This is a genomic window from Scandinavium lactucae, assembly GCF_033843265.1.
GTDB lineage: Bacteria > Pseudomonadota > Gammaproteobacteria > Enterobacterales > Enterobacteriaceae > Scandinavium > Scandinavium lactucae.
Genome location: NZ_JAWXRD010000040.1, coordinates 506,806 through 520,808, shown reverse-complemented (window position 1 = coordinate 520,808; position 14,003 = coordinate 506,806). Strand labels below are relative to the sequence as shown.

The following is a 14,003-nucleotide window of genomic DNA, read 5'->3' as shown; positions in this document are numbered from 1 at the left end:
GGATTAGCTCCACAGCGCCAGGATTGGCCAGCCGACCAGCAGCAACAGCGAGATATAAATCACCCCGAAGATAGCCCCCAGACGCCAGTAATCTTTCGATTTCACGTAGCCGCAGCCGTAGATGATCACCCCTGGCCCGGTGGCGTAAGGCGTCAGGCAGCCCATGATCCCGATGGACAGTACCAGCAGGATACACAGATGCTCCATCGGCACACCCGGGATGCCTTTGCCTACCGCAAGAATAACCGGCAGCATGGTGGCGGTATGGGCCGACAAGCTGGCAAACAGGTAGTGGGCGAAGTAGAACACCAGCACCAGCACGATAACCGTAGTATTGGCTGAAAAGCCTTCCAGGTGCGTGCTCATGGTGTTGGCGAACCAGTCAATAAAGCCGGAGCGGGTCAGGCCGCTGGCCATCACCACCAGCGTCGCCAGATTGACTAAGGTGTTCCACGCGCTGTTGTATTTGGTGATGTCTTTCCACGGCACCACGTGCAGCGCCAGCATTAATGACACGGCCAGCAGGCCCACCGCCGTCGCGTCAATATACTCCCCGCCAAACACCCACAGACCGAGGCTTAACAGCACCAGGCCAATCAGGGTTTTCTCCTTCCCCGTCAGTTTACCCATCTCTTTCAGCGCATCGCTGGCCCAGCCAGACACTTCTTCGCTGTGGGTAATTTCAGGTTTATACAGCACGTAAGACAGCCACGGGGCGACGATCAGCAGGATAATGCCCACCGGCAGGAAGCTCAGGAACCACTGCAGCCAGCTTATCTGAATGCCCGCAATTTTGTTCACGAACTCGAGGCCAAGTACGTTGGGTGCTGCGCCGGTGACGAACATTGAGGAACTCAGGCTGGTACTGATCACCATCATCCACATCAGATACCCGCCGATACGTTTTGACGACGGATCGTTAGGATACGATTTGAACAGCGCTGGCAGGTTTTTGATAACCGGGAATACGGTACCGCCGGTACGCGCGGTGTTAGATGGCGTAAACGGAGCCAGCAGGATATCAATAATCACAATGGCGTAGCCCAGCGTCAGCGTCCGCTTGCCCATGAACTTGACCATAAACAGCGCAATTCGCCGACCGAGTCCGGTGACTTCATAGCCGAGGGCGAAGATAAAGGCACCAAACACCAGCCAGACGGTGGTACTGGAAAATCCTGCCAGCCCCCATTTCAGCGCCTGTTTGCCTGCATTAAAGGTGGGGTCAGCCAGTTCCTTGGCGTCGAACAGCAAATAGTCGCTGCCGATGACGCAAATGGTGACTGCAATAAAGCTAATGGCGGTGGCGGGGATCGGTTCGAGGATCATCCCGACAATCATCGCCACGAACACCGCAAAGTAGTGCCATGCCTGCGGCGGCATACCGTCCGGCACCGGGATAATCAGCATTACCGCCATCACCAACAGCGGGGCGATCAACTTCCATATATTACCTTTTGACACAGACATAACTGAAACTCCTGCAAGGATTTTTATAGGTTTCCGAGGTAAGGTGCAGCGCTAACTTCATGTAAAAAATGGGTCACGATCAGCAGGTCAGCGCTGCCGCCCGGGCTGAGATTGCGGGCAATGCAACGCTGGTCGAAAGCATGTAACTGAAACAGGTCGGCTGGGCGGCGAATGCCACCCTGAGCGAGCAGCGTTTTGGCCTGTCGTTGTAGCCAGTTCAGGCCCTGCACGCCGCCCCGGGACGCCACGTTGGTATCGCCGTTGTGGGCCATCAGCAACAGCAGGGTGTCGAGCAGCGCCAGTTCAGGATCGATGCCCTCTGCCCGTAGGGTCTGGTAATGCGGCAGCGCGAGGTTGATAACCAACGGATAACCCGCCTCGGCCTCGCCCCGCGCCCCGGTCAGGCCCAACTGCTGATACAGCCGTTGGCCCGCGGTTTGTTTTGGGTTGTTACGTTGCAGCTCGCGGGCGGTCAGTCCCTGACAAAATGCGCTCACGGTGGCACAGAGCGCTTCCGGGGTCACAGACTGCTGGCGTTCGCGCAGGCGGCCCACGGCGGCGCAGAGTAATCCCAGCGAAAAAATGCTGCCCTTATGGGTGTTGACGCCTGCGGTGGCGCGGAACATATCAGCCTCGCAGCCGAGCCCCATCGCGCGCAGGCCGGGTAAAACCTCTTGCGCTGATAACCCGGCAAGGCTCGCGCCATAGCGGATAAAACGCGGCAGCCACGGGCGGATTGCGTCGGCGCTGTGGTAAAAATCGGTCAGCGCCATGTCCCGGTGTGCGCCGCTGTTAACCCGGTCGACCAGGCCCGGTTTAGGCGACAGATTCACTTCGGCGACCATTGCACGCCAGGCGAGCCAACTGACCTGCTCAACCACTCTCGGATCAGGCGTGGAGATGATCGGCTTCATGCAGCAGTACCTCCATGCGGGACAGCAGGGAGGCCAGCGGATGCGCGCGTTCTCTGGCGCAAATTCGGGCGTCGTTATCACACAGCAGGCAGCGGCGGGCCGGAAGGGTGAGTGCCGTGCGGGAGAGTATTTCTCCCTGCGGCGTGAGCACGTCGATATCCCACAAACGTCCCAGCGGGTGCTGTTGCTCGAGCGCGATAGCGGCCTGCTTTAGCGCTGGGGCCGGGGCCTCGACTGCCAGCAACCCTTCCGCCCCGGTCGTCAGACCGAGGCAGGACTGACGTCTGATTTCCCACGCTGACACCGCCAGCCTTTCCCGTAGCGCACGCAGACCGTGATTAAAAATCCGTCGGGTCAGTTCGCTGTCTTTTACCGGGCCGGGGGCGAGGGTGGTGAACGAAATCAGCGGCAGCCCGTACTGCGCCAGCCACGTCTGCTGTCGCACCTGACGCGCATCGCGGCTGGCAAGCAGTTCAGGCAGGGTAATAATGCGGTGGCTGGCACAGGTCAGATACAGCGGCATCGACTTACTCCTTCACCTGGTGAACCACGTCAATCACCGAGCCGTCGCGATAGCGCACCACGGCAATCACCCGATCGGTAAATTCGATGGCGCGAGGCTGGCCGGTTAGCGTTTCGGCACGCTGGCGTAACCATGCCACCGACACCACGTTCAGCCCGGCCTCTTTCAGGCGATCCGCCAGTTCCGGGCGCGCCGGGTTGACGGCTATCCCATGGTCGGTGACCAGAATATCGACGCTGGAGCCCGGCGTGACGCAGGTGGTGACCTGGTCAACCAGGGTCGGAATGCGGCCACGGACCAGCGGGGCGACGATTATCGACAGCGCGGCGGCGACCGCCGTATCGCAGTGACCGCCGGATGCGCCGCGCAGCACGCCGTCGGACCCGGTCAGCACATTGACGTTAAATCGGGTATCGATTTCCAGGGCGCTGAGCACCACCACATCAAGCCGGTCGACGGACGCCCCCTTGGAGCCCCAGTTGGCGTACTCATTGGCGCTTATCTCAATATGATTAGGATTACGGGCCAGCGATCCTGCCGCCGCGCGGTCAAAACTCTGCACATCCAGCAGCTTGTGGATCAGGCCTTTTTCATGCAGGTCGACCATGGTGGAGGTAATGCCGCCCAGCGCAAACGCGGCATGGATATTGCGATGGCGCATTTTGTCTTCCAGGAAACGGGTCACTGCCAGCGATGCGCCGCCGGTGCCGGTTTGCAGGGAAAACCCTTCTTTAAAGTAACCGGAATTGACCACCACATCAGCGGCGCTGCGGGCAATCAGCAGTTCACGCGGGTTGGAGGTCATGCGGGTAGCGTCGGCCCCGATTTTGTCAGCATCGCCGACCTGGTCAATCTGCACAATCAGGTCGACCTGATCCTGTGCCAGGCTGGCGGGGCTGTGCGGATAGGGCAGCAGCGTCTCGGTAAGTAACACCACCTGGCGGGCGTGTTCGGCATCGACTTTGGCATACCCCAGCGAGCCGCAGCAGGCCTTGCCGCTATAGCCGTTAGCATTGCCGAACGGATCGCATGCCGGCACCCCGAGAAACGCCACGTCAATATTCAGTTCGCCGCTTTTCACCAGATGCACGCGCCCACCGTGGGAGTGGATTTGCACCGGTTCTGCCAGCAGGCCACGGGAGATTTCTTCCGCCAGCGGGCCGCGCAGTCCGGAGGTGTAGAGCCGGCTGACCACGTTATTACGAATGTGCTCCACCAGGGGCGCATGACAGTCGCTCAGCGAACTGGAGGCCAGAGTCAGGTTCTTGAAGCCCATTCGGGCGATAACGTCCATCACCCGATTGAGCGTCAGGTCGCCGTTGCGAAACGCATGATGGAATGAAATGGTCATCCCGTCGTGCAGCCCGGAGCGGCGGATGGCTTCTTCGAGGCTGGCGCAAAGCTTTTTGTCGCGCGGCTTCTGCGTTTGCAGGTTGAGCTTGGAAACAGGGTTAAACGCCGGGGCGTGGTTTTCAGTGCGACGGTTCCAGGCGGCAACGCGTTCCTGTTGTAGAGTCTGAGTCATGTTGGGTCCTTATTCTTCACGGATGCCGGAAAGGGCGGCGCGGGAGAGCACCAGTCGTGCGCGTTCAATCACCGGGCTGTCGACCATTTTGCCGTTCAACGACACCACGCCACGGCCTTCACGCGCCGAGGCTTCAGCGGCCTCGACCACCCGTTGCGCGTGATCTACTTCTTTCTGCGTCGGAGCGTAGAGGTTGTGCAGCAGCTCAATCTGGCGCGGATTGATCAGCGATTTGCCGTCGAAGCCGAGCTGTTTGATGTGCGCCGCTTCGTGCAGGAAGCCAGCGTCGTTGTTGGCATCGGAATAGACGGTATCGAACGCCTGGATCCCGGCGGAACGCGCGGCTTGTAACAGGGAACAGCGGGCGAACAGCAGTTCGACCCCGTCGGGTGAGCGTTCGGTGCGCAGGTTGCGGACGTAGTCTTCCGCGCCCAAGGCGATACCGATTAACCGCGGGGAGGCGTGCGCAATCGCCACCGCCTGGGTGATGCCCTGTGCCGACTCGATCGCCGCCAGCAGGCCGGTACTGCCTGGCTCGCGGCCACACTCGGCTTCAATGCGTGCGATTTCTGTTTCGATGTCGATAACGTCCTGGGCGGTGTCGGTTTTTGGCAGGCGGACAATGTCCACCCCGCCGCGCACCACCGCCTCAAGGTCCTGAAGCCCATACTCCGAATCGAGGGCGTTAACCCGGACAATGGTTTCCCGGTCCTGATACAGCGGATGCTGTAGGGCGTGATACACCAGACGGCGGGCGGAATCTTTCTCACGCAGGATGACCGAATCTTCGAGATCGAACATCAGCGCATCGGCAGGGTAGATAAAGGCGTTGCTGACCATGGCGGCGTTCGCGCCCGGCACGAACAACATGCTGCGACGGAGGCGGGTTTTCCGTTGTTCGGCGACGGATAAGATCATGAGCGTTCCTCCCACGGCAGGGCGGCCACGTCACTGGCGCGTACCAGCAGCGTTTCGAGGCGGGCGCGTAGCACGCAGTCGAGCGCACCTTTATCATCGACAATCAGCTGTACGCCGTGGATCTCATGGCGGGAGAGCACCTCCAGAAGGGTGGCACGGATGGCGTCGCCAAACTGCTTCTCAACGCTGCTGTTGAGCTGCAGGTCAATGTCGGGGGTATCAATCGGTGCGATTCGCACCATCACGTCGCCCGACTCCAGAGTGCCGGCGACGGCTGCATGGGTAATTTTCATTTTTCACCTGTTACTAATGCGGATGTCTGTTGCGTGCTCGGGGTGAGCATTTGCTGCAAATAAGCCCGGGTAGCGTCGGGCACCAAAAGCGCTATCGTCGCCAGGTCGTTTTTCACCAGTAGCCGACGCACCCAGGAGGCGGAAATTGCTTTCCCCTGGCACTGTAGGCGCTCGATTTCCACCAGTTGGACCGGCGGGGCTGAACTTGAGGTGTCAGCCAGGATCTGGCGCATATCGTGGTTGTAGCCTGCGGTCACGGTGCAGAAGGGTTCGGTACCGACGAAACGATGGGTGATACCCAACGCCGGGGCCAGATGCTGGCGGAAGATTTGCAGGTCTATTTCGGTGTAGCAGTGATTAATCACGCTCTGCTCTTTAATGAAGTAGCAGGGGAAGGTGGCGCGGGAAATCATGTATTCCGAGCCACGATGCACGGTTACCCTGGGGATATCCTGTGTCCCGGCGCGAACCAGCGCCAGCCGGTCTTCGTAGGGGAAGCGCGAGGTATCTTCTTTGACCAAAAAGACATGCAGCCAGTCGCACTGAGCGGCGGCCTGTTGAATCAGATACCGATGCCCGCGGGTAAACGGATTGGCGTTCATCACAATGCAGCCGATTTTGCTGCCGTCCTGGCGCAGGGGGGTGAGATAACTTGCATAGCGTTGCAGACGGGTGGCGCTGTTCTCCATCAACACCATCACCCCCGGCACGCTTGCCAGGGTGTAAAAACCACACTGTTTAAACAGGGCTTCGTTTTGAGTTTTGGTATAGATAAATAACTGTGTACATTGCCTTTCATAGGCGAGGTTTATTAATTCAGTGGCCAGGGTCAGCGCCAGACCTTCTCCGCGCGCGGACTCACTGATAGCGACACACTTAATAATATTTCCGGCGATGCCGCCACAGGCGATAAGCCGATCGTCACGGCTCACCGTAATAAAGACATCTACCGTGGTATCAATACTCAGGTCGTTTTCGCGCAGAAATTGCGTAATGGCGGCTATTTTTTTATTTTCAGCACGCTTCACCTGAGCAAATACGGTTTGAGAAAACATTGTTCAGAACTTCCTGTTATTCACGTCGTCGGAAAGGCAACGCAACTGATGATAATTCTTTGCAAATTAATAACATTGTAGCGGTGGGTCTTTGTTATCCCTGAACCACGCGGCGAGTGTACGGCCTATTTATGCGTGCTTTTTTGACGTGTTTCACAAAGGGTTGTCTGATTTAAATAGAGTTAATAGTTTTTATTTTCTTAATTAAACTTATGAGTGTTAATTGCGTGGTTTTTATTTGCTTAATTATTTTTATTTGTGCAATTGGTAACGAATTTGGCGGTGATAACTGGACGCGATGAAAACAAAACCATTACATTGGCAGGGTGATTATGCCAGGGAAAATGTCGACCTATGGAAGTTCCGTTATTACCTCAACAGGCGAAAGGATTCGCTTTCTTCCGCCGCCTCGCTTTCCCGCTGCGTATTTTCCTGCTGCTGTTATTGATTTCCACTGTATTGGTCGCCGCACTTGGCCAATATCTCTCCGCTAGCTTTGAAGACTATCTCACTCGTCACGTGCGCGATATGGCGATGAATCAGGCCAAAATTATCGCCTCCAACGACAGCGTGGTGGAGGGCGTTAAAAACCGCGACAGCGCCCGGCTGGCGGCGATCGCCCACAAGCTGGCCGACGGGTCTGACTTTGACTACGTGGTGATTGGCGACCGTCATTCGATTCGGCTTTATCACCCCAATCCCGCAAAAATTGGCTACCCGATGCAGTGGACCAAGCCAGGTGCAATGGAAAAAGGGGAAAGCTACTTCATCACCGGGAAAGGCTCGATTGGCATGGCGATGCGCGCCAAAACGCCGGTTTTTGACGAGCACGGTCAGGTTATCGGCGTCGTGTCTCTGGGGTATCTGGTCAGCAAAATCGACAGCTGGCGGCTCGACTTTTTGCTGCCAATGGCAGGTGTGTTCGTGCTTATCCTGATTATTTTACTGCTGCTGTCATGGCTGTTTGCCGCGCACATCCGCCGTCAGATGATGGGCATGGAGCCGCGTCAGATTGCGCGGGTAGTCCGCCAGCAGGAGGCGCTGTTCGGTTCGGTGTTTGAGGGGCTGATTGCGGTCGATCCCGAAGGGCATATCACTGCCATAAACCGCAATGCCCGACGGATGCTCGGGCTGGCGTCGCCGGGGCGGCAGTGGCTGGGCCAACCGATTTGCGACGTGGTGCAGCCTTGCAGCTTTTTCACCGATAAAATTGCCGAAAAGCGCCAGGATGTGATCTGCACTTTTAACGGGCTGAGCGTCATCGCTAACCGGGGGGCGATCCGTTCCGGGAATGAAATGCTTGGGGCGATCATCAGCTTTCGCAGCAAGGACGAGATAAGCACCCTGAACGCGCAACTGACGCAGATTAAACAGTATGTCGAAAGCCTCAGAGCCCTGCGTCACGAACATCTGAACTGGATGTCGACCCTCAGCGGGCTGTTGCAAATGAAAGAGTACGACCGGGTGCTGGAGATGGTGAAGGGTGAGTCTCAGGCGCAGCAGGAACTGATCGACAGCCTCCGCGCATCCTTTGATGACCGCCAGGTCGCCGGGCTGCTGTTTGGCAAAGTACAACGCGCCCGCGAGCTGGGCTTAAGCCTGAAAATAGTGGAGGGCAGCCAGCTGCAACAGCTTCCTGCCGGGCTGGACAGCACTGAATTTGCGGCCATAGTTGGCAACCTGCTGGATAACGCCTTTGAGGCCAGCCTGCGCAATCCGCAGGGTGATAACATCATCGAGCTGTACCTGAGCGACGAAGGGCCCGAGGTGATTATTGAAGTCGGCGACCACGGCTGCGGGGTCCCGGTCGGCCTGGGTGACGCTATTTTTGACCAGGGCGTGAGCACTAAGCGCGATGAAGCCAGTGAGCACGGCATTGGTCTGTATCTGATTTCGAGCTACGTCGGGCGTTGCGGCGGGGTGATTACCCTCGAAGACAATGCCCCGTGTGGCGCTTTATTCTCCGTTTTTATTCCGAAAGTGAAATTGACCGATGCTACAGCCTCTCACGATTTTGATAGTTGAAGATGAAACCCCGCTGGCTGAAATGCACGCGGAATTTATCCGCCATTTCCACGGCTGTGGGCAAGTCTGGTTGGCCGGGAATCTAGCCCAGGCCCGCTTGATGATTGCGCGTTTCAGGCCGTCACTTATCCTGCTCGACAATTATTTGCCGGACGGAAAAGGTATCACTCTGTTGCATGAGTTAACCCAGGCGCACAGTCCCTGTGGGGTGGTTTTTACCACCGCGGCAAGCGATATGGACACTGTGTCCGAGGCCGTGCGTGGCGGGGTGTTTGATTATCTGGTTAAACCGGTTTCTTACGAGCGGCTGGAGCAAACTCTGGAGCGCTATCAGCAACGGAGGTTGATGCTGGAGACCTGCGCCAGTGCCAGCCAGCGCCAAATCGATCAGATGTTCAATGCCTACGCGCGTGGGGAGCCCAAAGCGGAGTTACCCGCCGGTATCGATGCGCTGACACTCGGGAAAGTGTTGGGCCTGTTTGCCGATAGCGCGGCGCGGCATACGGCAGAGAGCGTGGCGCAGGAACTGAAGTTAAGCCGCACCACCGCAAGGCGCTATCTGGAGTTCGCCGCCGGGCAGCAGCAGATTTTGGCGGAGATTGTTTACGGTAAAGTGGGCCGGCCACAGCGCCTGTATCGCGGTCTGTAAGCAAAAAAAAACGGTGAGCCAGATGGCTCACCGTTGTGGTGTATGGCGCAGAGGGCAGGCTTAGCGATGTGCCAACTCTACTTCATCTTCACTTTCCATCACCGCTTTGTCGGTCTGACGCAGCCACTGGCTGGTCAGGGTCCCGGCGGTCATTGAGCCATTGACGTTCAGAGCGGTACGGCCCATGTCGATCAGCGGTTCAATGGAAATCAGCAACGCAACCAGGGTCACCGGCAGGCCCATCGCAGGCAGAACGATCAGCGCCGCGAAGGTTGCCCCGCCACCCACACCCGCCACGCCTGCGGAACTCACGGTCACGATACCGACCAGGGTCGCAATCCACAGCGGATCCAGGGGGTTAATCCCAACGGTTGGGGCAACCATCACCGCCAGCATCGCCGGGTACAGACCCGCACAACCGTTCTGACCAATGGTGGCACCAAACGAAGCGGAGAAGCTGGCGATGGATTCAGGTACGCCCAGGCGACGGGTCTGCGCTTCAATATTCAGCGGAATCGACGCGGCGCTGGAACGGCTGGTGAACGCGAAGGTCAGCACCGGCCATACTTTACGGAAGTATTTCAGCGGGTTGATGCCGTTGGCACCCAACAGCAGACCGTGAACCACGAACATGATCGCCAGGCCCAGGTAAGAGGCAACCACGAAACCGCCAAGTTTGATGATGTCCTGCAGATTAGAACCCGCCACGACTTTGGTCATCAGCGCCAGCACACCGTAAGGTGTCAGCTGCATGACCAGACGCACCAGCTTCATTACCCAGCTTTGCAGGGTATCGATAGCGGTCAGCACGCGTTTGCCTTTTGGCTCGTCGTCTTTCAGCAGTTTCAGGGCTGCCACCCCGAGGAAGGCCGCGAAAATGACGATGCTGATAATTGACGTCGGGCTTGCGCCGGTCAGGTCAGCAAACGGGTTTTTCGGCACGAAGGAGAGCAGCAGCTGCGGCACGCTCAGGTCAGCCACTTTCCCGGCGTAAGTGCTCTGAATGGCATTCAGACGCGCGGTTTCGGCGGTACCCTGAACCAGACCTTCAGCGGTAAGACCGAACAGGTTGGTAACCAGCACACCGACCAGCGCAGAAATCAGCGTGGTAAACAGCAGGGTGCCGATGGTCAGGAAGCTGATTTTACCCAGCTGCGACGCATTGTGCAGACGCGCTACCGCACTGAGAATAGAGGCAAACACCAGCGGCATGACGATCATTTGCAGCAGCTGAACATAGCCATTGCCCACGACGTTGAACCACTGGATAGACTCTTTAAGGACCGTGCTGTCTGCACCGTAAATCAGCTGCAGTACCAGACCAAACGCCACGCCCATCGCCAGACCGACCAGCACTTTCTTGGCCAGGCTCCAGTTTTTATGGCGGGTTTGCGCCAGAGCAAACAGCAATATCGCGAACACCAGCACGTTCGCTATTAATGGAAAATTCATCCCCGTTCTCCTGATCTCTTTATTCTGTCTAGAAATATACTGCTTTTAATGACGCAAGATTATCAGAAGTGTGAAGTGGCGCTTATATCCAAATGGAATGGTTTATGACAAAAGCGCTGATACTGCTGGTTTACTGTCCGCTTTGATGATTAATAAAGCGGTCGAAGCGAAATTGCAGGGCGCTGATCAGGCTTGAGGACCAACGCACCGCGCTGTTATCCGGTATCGACTGCGGCATCCACACGGCATACACGAACAACGCCATGCATAATACGCGTTCCAGTTGGTTACCTTTGCGTGGGGCGAGAATAGGTAATCGAAAGCGCCAGCGACACGGCCACAGCAGCGGCACCCCGGCAGGGGTTAACATGTCGGCGAGGATATGGCTCAGATAGCCCAGCACCATGCCCTGCAACACATCGGCGGGGATAAACCAGCTCTCGGGTACTTTCAGGTAGAACAGGGTCAGGCCGCCGAAAACGGCCAGAAGACTATGGGTAAAACCGCGATGGCCGAACATCCTCGCCACGGGCTTGGCTATCCAGCTTAAGCGTTGCCCGAGGAAGGATTTGGGGTGATCGATGTCTGGCAGCAGGCAGGTCAACACCGCAGCGGGAACAATGTGCCACCAGTCACCCTGTGCAAGAACCGGGGTCAGTTCTGCATTTTTAGCAAACACCGCACAGGCGATAGAAAAGAGCAGGTGTCCTTCCGCCGTCATGATAATACCCGTCAAACTGTCAATTCATACAGTATAGGGTTTTTATACAGTAGGCGGAAGAGGTGACGGTGTAACTGTTTGTCACTCTCTTAGATTAACAAACCGCGCGCCGGGTTAACCGCGCAAATGTTCGGCGGTGAGCTGTTCCAGCGAAGAAAGCTTCACGTTAGCCAGGACGTAGCGCGGGTCGGCGAAGTTGGCATGCTCCGGGACAACAATCGACCGCATCCGCGCCGCTTTGCTGGCAATCATGCCGTTAACGGAATCTTCCAGCGCCACACAGGCCAGCGGGTTAACGCCGAGTTTCGCCGCACAGTCGAGATACACCTGCGGATGCGGTTTGCTGTACTGCAGTTTTTCGGCGGAGGCCAGGGCGTCGAACTGATCGCGCAGGTCGAACATATCCAGCACTTTTTCCAGCATAAGTAACGGGGAAGCAGAGGCCAGACCGACTTTCAGCCCCTGAGATTTGCACAGCGCAATCGCTTCGCGCACACCCGGCAGCAGCGGACGTTGTTCTTCAACCAGAGTTATTGCGCGGCCGATGATACGGGCGGTGACCTCGTCGCGGCTTGGGCCGTTCCACGGTTGCTGGGCAAACCACAGCTCTACCACCATATCAATGCGCAGACCGAGCGTGTCCGGCAGCTCGTTGCGGCGCGAAATGTCTACGCCCAGACCGGCAATGACATCCAGTTCGGCACGATCCCACAACGGTTCGGAATCAATCAGTAAACCATCCATATCAAAGATAGCGGCAACAATTTGACGCTCGGCTGTCATAAGGCAACTCCTGTAGGGAAAAAGACCTGAGATTCGACCTCATCGTACACCATATCGCTTTTAAAGCGCAGGCGAAAAGGCGCAACTAAAGGTAGACTTACTGCGAAACAGAAAGCGCGTCTGAACAAGGGGAACCCATGACGTATCAACAAGCAGGACGCATCGCCGTACTGAAACGCATTTTGGGCTGGGTCATCTTTATCCCGGCCGTTATCTCCACCCTCATTTCGGTGTTCAAATTCATGTTTGAGCACAGTGAGAAGCAGCCAGGGATCGATGCGGTTCTGCTCGATTTCGCCCATGTAATGATTGAGATGATCCGCTTCAATACGCCGTTCCTGAACTTTTTCTGGTACAACTCGCCGCAGCCCGATTTTCATCACAGCCTGAATATCGGCTTTTGGATTATCTTTGCCCTGATTTTCATCGGGCTGGCGTTGCAGGCCTCCGGGGCGCGAATGAGTCGTCAGGCCAAGTTTCTACGCGAAGGCGTGGAGGATCAGCTGATTCTGGAGAAAGCCAAAGGGCCGGAAGGGTTAAACAAAGTACAAATCGATGCGAAAATTGTGGTTCCGCACCACACCATCTTTTTGCAGATTTTCACCCTGTATGTCCTGCCGGTGATTGTGATTGTGGCGGGATACTTCTTCTTTAAACTGCTCGGTTTTCTGTAATAAAAAAGCCCGGTCAAACTGTTGTATTGACCGGGCTTTTTTTACGCCTGCGGGAAGGGCCGGGGCTTTCCTTCGCTATCCACCGCCACATAGATAAACAGGGCTTCGGTCGCTTTATAACGCTGACCGATTGGCTCAGAAGAGACCTTCTTCACCCACACTTCAATGTTCACCGTGATTGAGGTGGTACCGCGTTTGGTGCAGCGGGCATAGCAACACACCACATCACCGACCGCGACGGGACGTAAAAACGTCATGCCATCAACGCGCACCGTGACCACACGGCCCTGCGCAATTTCTTTGGCCATGATGGCACCACCGAGGTCCATCTGCGACATGATCCAGCCGCCGAAGATATCGCCATTGGCGTTGGTATCCGCTGGCATCGCCAGGGTACGCAGAACTAAATCGCCCTGCGGGACGTTACTGCTCACGGTCATTTACTTGTCGTCCTGCGGCATGTGGCGGTAGATGTACACCCCGCTCAGCAGCGTGAAAATCAGGGTCAGGGCGGTTAAGCCGAACACTTTAAAGTTAATCCAGATGTTTTCCGGCAGCCAGAAGGCGATATAGATGTTCGCCAGGCCACAAATGATAAAGAACAGCGCCCAGGCAATATTCAGTCGCGACCACACGAACTGTGGCAGGGTCAGCTCTTTGCCGAGCATCCGCTGGATCAGCGGCTTTTTCATAACCCACTGGCTGAACAGCAGCGCCCCGGCAAACAGGACATAAATAACCGTCACCTTCCATTTAATAAACTCAGAGTTATGGAAGAACAGGGTCATGCCGCCAAATACCGCAACCAGCACAAAGGTAATCAGTGCCATTTTTTCGACTTTGCGATAGCGTACCCAGCAGTAAACCAGGACGATGGCGGTGGCGATTATCAGGGCCGCGGTAGCGGTAAAGATGTCATACAGTTTGTAGAAAACAAAGAACACCACCAACGGTAAAAAATCCAAAAACTGCTTCATACATCGGTTCCGTATTTCAATAGTGGC

15 protein-coding genes are annotated in these 14,003 nt (G+C 56.7%); 3 read left to right on the top strand and 12 right to left on the bottom strand.

The annotated features are described in order from the left end of the window. Positions 1-3: 3 nt before the first annotated feature. From SIK69_RS20095 to citC, 7 genes are read right to left on the bottom strand one after another with little or no spacing between them, the layout of a single operon-like run. Positions 4-1,467, bottom strand: coding sequence for an anion permease (locus SIK69_RS20095; RefSeq protein ID WP_319630092.1), 1,464 nt, complete (start codon positions 1,465-1,467; stop codon positions 4-6). Between the two features lie 23 nt (positions 1,468-1,490). After that, a complete protein-coding gene (gene citG, locus SIK69_RS20090; RefSeq protein WP_319786909.1) occupies positions 1,491-2,381 on the bottom strand; it encodes a triphosphoribosyl-dephospho-CoA synthase CitG in 891 nt (296 codons plus the stop codon). Next, positions 2,356-2,904 (bottom strand): citrate lyase holo-[acyl-carrier protein] synthase, encoded by a 549-nt coding sequence (gene citX / locus SIK69_RS20085; RefSeq protein ID WP_319786908.1) that lies wholly within the window; start codon positions 2,902-2,904, stop codon positions 2,356-2,358. Before citX ends, citG begins: the two co-directional genes overlap by 26 nt. A gap of 4 nt (positions 2,905-2,908) precedes the next feature. After that, entirely contained in the window at positions 2,909-4,429 is a 1,521-nt protein-coding gene (citF, locus tag SIK69_RS20080; protein WP_319786907.1) for a citrate lyase subunit alpha, read from the bottom strand. A 9-nt stretch (positions 4,430-4,438) separates the two neighbouring features. Then, complete coding sequence (gene citE / locus SIK69_RS20075; RefSeq protein WP_319630096.1) at positions 4,439-5,347, bottom strand: citrate (pro-3S)-lyase subunit beta; 909 nt, start codon at positions 5,345-5,347, stop codon at positions 4,439-4,441. Beyond that, a complete protein-coding gene (citD, locus tag SIK69_RS20070; RefSeq protein WP_319630097.1) occupies positions 5,344-5,640 on the bottom strand; it encodes a citrate lyase acyl carrier protein in 297 nt (98 codons plus the stop codon). The genes citE and citD overlap by 4 nt, the downstream gene beginning before the upstream one ends. Beyond that, positions 5,637-6,695, bottom strand: coding sequence for a [citrate (pro-3S)-lyase] ligase (gene citC, locus SIK69_RS20065; RefSeq protein WP_319786906.1), 1,059 nt, complete (start codon positions 6,693-6,695; stop codon positions 5,637-5,639). The genes citD and citC overlap by 4 nt, the downstream gene beginning before the upstream one ends. A 354-nt stretch (positions 6,696-7,049) precedes the next feature. Here citC and dpiB point away from each other — a divergent pair, with 354 nt between their 5' ends. Continuing rightward, positions 7,050-8,720: a sensor histidine kinase DpiB gene (dpiB, locus tag SIK69_RS20060; RefSeq protein WP_319786904.1), complete on the top strand. Its 1,671-nt coding sequence runs from the start codon at positions 7,050-7,052 to the stop codon at positions 8,718-8,720. Next, entirely contained in the window at positions 8,689-9,369 is a 681-nt protein-coding gene (gene dpiA / locus SIK69_RS20055; RefSeq protein WP_319630100.1) for a two-component response regulator DpiA, read from the top strand. The genes dpiB and dpiA overlap by 32 nt, the downstream gene beginning before the upstream one ends. Before the next feature lie 60 nt (positions 9,370-9,429). Here the strand turns inward: dpiA and SIK69_RS20050 are convergent, their stop codons facing one another. From SIK69_RS20050 to hxpB, 3 genes are all read right to left on the bottom strand, one after another. Then, entirely contained in the window at positions 9,430-10,821 is a 1,392-nt protein-coding gene (locus SIK69_RS20050) for an L-cystine transporter (RefSeq protein ID WP_319630101.1), read from the bottom strand. Between the two features lie 130 nt (positions 10,822-10,951). Then, entirely contained in the window at positions 10,952-11,542 is a 591-nt protein-coding gene (locus tag SIK69_RS20045; RefSeq protein WP_319630102.1) for a metal-dependent hydrolase, read from the bottom strand. A gap of 114 nt (positions 11,543-11,656) precedes the next feature. Then, positions 11,657-12,325, bottom strand: a complete 669-nt coding sequence (gene hxpB, locus SIK69_RS20040) for a hexitol phosphatase HxpB (protein ID WP_319786903.1) — start codon at positions 12,323-12,325, stop codon at positions 11,657-11,659. Between the two features lie 137 nt (positions 12,326-12,462). Between hxpB and SIK69_RS20035 the strand changes: the two genes are divergently transcribed. Further along, a complete protein-coding gene (locus tag SIK69_RS20035; RefSeq protein WP_319786902.1) occupies positions 12,463-12,999 on the top strand; it encodes a YniB family protein in 537 nt (178 codons plus the stop codon). A gap of 41 nt (positions 13,000-13,040) precedes the next feature. On the opposite strand, the gene yciA is transcribed toward SIK69_RS20035, so the two are convergent. Further along, on the bottom strand, positions 13,041-13,439 hold the full coding sequence (gene yciA / locus SIK69_RS20030) for an acyl-CoA thioester hydrolase YciA (protein ID WP_319630105.1): 399 nt from the start codon (positions 13,437-13,439) through the stop codon (positions 13,041-13,043). Beyond that, positions 13,440-13,976, bottom strand: coding sequence for a septation protein A (locus tag SIK69_RS20025; RefSeq protein ID WP_319630106.1), 537 nt, complete (start codon positions 13,974-13,976; stop codon positions 13,440-13,442). Between the last annotated feature and the right edge of the window lie 27 nt (positions 13,977-14,003).

What these genes read in the sequence shown, in the direction of transcription:
- SIK69_RS20095 (WP_319630092.1), bottom strand. Translation starts at nt 1,467, where the DNA reads ATGTCTGTGTCAAAAGGTAATATATGGAAGTTGATCGCCCCGCTGTTG.
- citG (WP_319786909.1), bottom strand. Translation starts at nt 2,381, where the DNA reads ATGAAGCCGATCATCTCCACGCCTGATCCGAGAGTGGTTGAGCAGGTC.
- citX (WP_319786908.1), bottom strand. Translation starts at nt 2,904, where the DNA reads ATGCCGCTGTATCTGACCTGTGCCAGCCACCGCATTATTACCCTGCCT.
- citF (WP_319786907.1), bottom strand. Translation starts at nt 4,429, where the DNA reads ATGACTCAGACTCTACAACAGGAACGCGTTGCCGCCTGGAACCGTCGC.
- citE (WP_319630096.1), bottom strand. Translation starts at nt 5,347, where the DNA reads ATGATCTTATCCGTCGCCGAACAACGGAAAACCCGCCTCCGTCGCAGC.
- citD (WP_319630097.1), bottom strand. Translation starts at nt 5,640, where the DNA reads ATGAAAATTACCCATGCAGCCGTCGCCGGCACTCTGGAGTCGGGCGAC.
- citC (WP_319786906.1), bottom strand. Translation starts at nt 6,695, where the DNA reads ATGTTTTCTCAAACCGTATTTGCTCAGGTGAAGCGTGCTGAAAATAAA.
- dpiB (WP_319786904.1), top strand. Translation starts at nt 7,050, where the DNA reads ATGGAAGTTCCGTTATTACCTCAACAGGCGAAAGGATTCGCTTTCTTC.
- dpiA (WP_319630100.1), top strand. Translation starts at nt 8,689, where the DNA reads ATGCTACAGCCTCTCACGATTTTGATAGTTGAAGATGAAACCCCGCTG.
- SIK69_RS20050 (WP_319630101.1), bottom strand. Translation starts at nt 10,821, where the DNA reads ATGAATTTTCCATTAATAGCGAACGTGCTGGTGTTCGCGATATTGCTG.
- SIK69_RS20045 (WP_319630102.1), bottom strand. Translation starts at nt 11,542, where the DNA reads ATGACGGCGGAAGGACACCTGCTCTTTTCTATCGCCTGTGCGGTGTTT.
- hxpB (WP_319786903.1), bottom strand. Translation starts at nt 12,325, where the DNA reads ATGACAGCCGAGCGTCAAATTGTTGCCGCTATCTTTGATATGGATGGT.
- SIK69_RS20035 (WP_319786902.1), top strand. Translation starts at nt 12,463, where the DNA reads ATGACGTATCAACAAGCAGGACGCATCGCCGTACTGAAACGCATTTTG.
- yciA (WP_319630105.1), bottom strand. Translation starts at nt 13,439, where the DNA reads ATGACCGTGAGCAGTAACGTCCCGCAGGGCGATTTAGTTCTGCGTACC.
- SIK69_RS20025 (WP_319630106.1), bottom strand. Translation starts at nt 13,976, where the DNA reads ATGAAGCAGTTTTTGGATTTTTTACCGTTGGTGGTGTTCTTTGTTTTC.